At 72.1% G+C, this 2789-nt stretch carries 3 protein-coding genes; 1 reads left to right on the forward strand and 2 read right to left on the reverse strand.

The features are described from left to right. A partial coding sequence (locus VFM98_RS12890) for an alpha/beta family hydrolase (protein WP_325110324.1) occupies positions 1-250 on the forward strand: 250 nt, incomplete at its 5' end. A 163-nt stretch (positions 251-413) separates the two neighbouring features. Here VFM98_RS12890 and lpdA read toward each other — a convergent pair. Together lpdA and VFM98_RS12900 are read right to left on the reverse strand one after the other, a co-directional pair. Next, the gene (gene lpdA / locus VFM98_RS12895) at positions 414-1808 is read right to left on the reverse strand and encodes a dihydrolipoyl dehydrogenase (protein WP_325110325.1); all 1395 of its coding nucleotides are present in this window, start codon (positions 1806-1808) and stop codon (positions 414-416) included. A gap of 4 nt (positions 1809-1812) precedes the next feature. Beyond that, positions 1813-2789 (reverse strand): dihydrolipoamide acetyltransferase family protein (locus VFM98_RS12900; protein WP_414709022.1); only part of this gene is annotated, 977 nt, incomplete at its 5' end.

The raw sequence follows: 2789 nt of genomic DNA on the forward strand, positions 1-2789 counted from the left end.
CTTCGGCTTCCCGCTGCATCCGGCCGGCAAGCCCTCAGTGGAGCGCGCAGAGCACCTCGCGCGCGTGGAGCTGCCGATGTTGTTCCTCCAGGGCACGCGCGATGCGCTGGCGGACCTCGACCTGGTCCGCGCGACGACGGCGCAGCTCGGCGAGCGTGCACGCTGCACGTCGTCGAAGGTGCCGATCACGGCTTCGAGGTGCTCAAGCGCTCGGGGCGCACGGATGCGGAGGTCATCGAGGAACTCGTGACGACGGCGGTCGAGTGGATGGCCGCGCGGGCCGGGGCCAACCCGTAGGCTGGCGCTGACCGCGCGCAACGCGCGCCGGAAGCCCAGCGCTTCGCTGCGCTCGCGCTATCGCTGGGGTTCCTTCGTCACCGCCAGCCTACGGCCCCCGCCAGCCAGGGCTGCGCTCAAATATGCAGCGCGTGCCCCAGCGCCCGCAGCGCCGTCTCCTGCACGGCCTCGCCCAGGGTCGGATGGGCGTGGATGATGCCGGCCACGTCCTCCAGCCGCGCGCCCATCTCCAGCGAATGGCAGAAGGCGGCGCTGAGTTCGGAGACGCCCTGCCCCACGGCCTGCCAGCCCAGGATCTGGTGGTTGTCCTTGCGCGCGACCACGCGCACGAAGCCTTCGGCGGCCTCCATGCTCAAGGCGCGGCCATTGGCCATGAAGGGGAAATTCGCGACCAGCGTCTCCTGTCCCGCCGCGGCGGCCTCCGCCGGCGAGAGTCCGGCCACCACCAGCTCGGGATCGGTGAAGCACACCGCGGGAATCGCCACCGGCTCGAAGCGCCGCTTCGCGCCGGCGATGATCTCCGCCACCATCTCGCCCTGCGCCATGCCGCGGTGCGCCAGCATGGGCTCGCCGGTCAGGTCGCCGATCGCCCATACGTTGCGCATCGAGGTGCGGCACTGCGCATCGACCTTCACGGCGCGGCCGTTCATGTCCAGCGCCAGCGACTCCAGGTTGAAGCCCGCCGTGCGCGGCCGCCGGCCCGCGGCGACCAGCACGTAGTCCGCCGGCAGAACGTACTCGTCGGCCTTGCTGCTGCGGATGCGCAAGCCGTTGCCACGCGCCGTGAGGCCTTCGGCGGTGCAGTTCAGGTGCAGCGTCACGCCCAGCTTTCGGAGGCTCGCCAGCACGGGCTTGGTCAGCTCCTCGTCGTAGGCTGGCAGGATCCGCCCTGTCGCTTCGACCACCGCCACTTCCGATCCGAGCTTGCGGTAGGCCGTGCCCAGTTCCAGCCCGATGTACCCGGCGCCGACCACCACCAGGTGCTTCGGGATCTTCGTCAGCGCCAGCGCCTCGGTCGAGCCGATCACCGGCCCGCCCCAGGGCAGGTCGGGCAAGGCGACGGGATCCGAGCCGGTGGCCAGCACGAGGTGCTCGCACTGGATGCGCAGCGGTTCGTCGGCCACCGCCACGTCCACCGTCTTGCCATCGACGAGGGTCGCGCGGCCCTGGACGACCTGCACGCCCGCCTTGCGCAGCAGGGCGCCGACGCCGCCGGTGAGCTTGCCGACGATGCCGTCCTTCCAGCGCTGGGTCTGCGCCAGGTCGATGCTGGCCGAGGGCACGCGGATGCCCAGCGGCGCCTCGCCCGTGTACGACTGCGTCCGCGCATAAGCGTCGGCGGCATGGATCAGCGCCTTGGAGGGAATGCAGCCGATGTTGAGGCAGGTGCCGCCCAGGCGGTCTTCCTCCACCAGCACGGTGGGCACGCCCAGCTGGCCGGCGCGGATCGCGGTGACGTAGCCGGCCGGCCCGCCGCCGATCACCAGCAGCGTGGTGTTCTTGTTCTTCATCGCGTCACTCCACGAACAGCATGGCCGGCGCTTCGAGCAGCGCGCGCACGGCCTGGATGAAGCGCGCCGCATCCATGCCGTCGATCACGCGGTGGTCGAAGGACGAGGACAGGTTCATCAGCTGGCGCGCCACGACGGCGCCGTTGCGGAACACCGGGCGCTCCACGATGCGGTTGACGCCCATGATCGCCACCTCGGGATGGTTGATGACCGGCGTGGTGACGATGCCGCCCAGCGGCCCGAGGCTCGTGATGGTGATCGTGGACCCGGCCAGTTCCTCGCGCGTGGCCTTGCCGCTGCGGGTGGCGTCGGCCAGCCGCGCGACCTCGCGCGCCAGGCCCCACACGTCCTGCGCCTCCGCGTGGCGCATCACCGGCACCGCGAGCCCCGCGTCGGTCTGCGTCGCGATGCCCAGGTGCACCGGGCGCGAGCGGGTGACCACGCCGGCGTCGTCGTCGAAGCGGGCGTTCATCTGCGGGAACTCGTCGAGCGCGAGCACCACCGCGCGGGCGATGAAGGGCAGCACCGTGAGCTTGCCGCGCGCCTCGCCGAACTTCGCATTGAGCTGCGCGCGCAGCGCCTCCAGCTCGGTGACGTCGACCTCCTCGACGTAGCTGAAGTGCGGGATGCGGCGCTTGGCCTCCTGCATCTTCTGCGCGATCTTGCGGCGCAGGCCGATGACGGGAATCGCTTCCTCGCCCTGGCGCTGGCGCAGCGCGGTGGCGCGCGCCGTCGGGCCCTGCCCGCGCGAGGCGAGGTAGACCTCGAGGTCCTCGTGCGTGATCCGGCCGGCCGGGCCGCTGCCGTGGACGAACTGCAGCTCGATGCCCAGCTCCCAGGCGCGGCGCCGGACGGCGGGCGAGGCGATGGGCTTCTCGCCCGGTGGCCGCATCGGCGCCGGCGCGGCCCGCGGCGGCTGCCCCTGCATTCCCTCCCTCCCCCTCGGGGGGAGGGCCGGGGTGGGAACGCTCCGGCCGCCCT

The sequence above is a fragment of the Ramlibacter sp. genome (assembly GCF_035706265.1).
Lineage (GTDB): Bacteria > Pseudomonadota > Gammaproteobacteria > Burkholderiales > Burkholderiaceae_C > Ramlibacter.

Bases quoted from the DNA above. Each gene is read 5' to 3' on its own strand.
- lpdA (WP_325110325.1), bottom strand. From the start codon at position 1,808: ATGAAGAACAAGAACACCACGCTGCTGGTGATCGGCGGCGGGCCGGCC.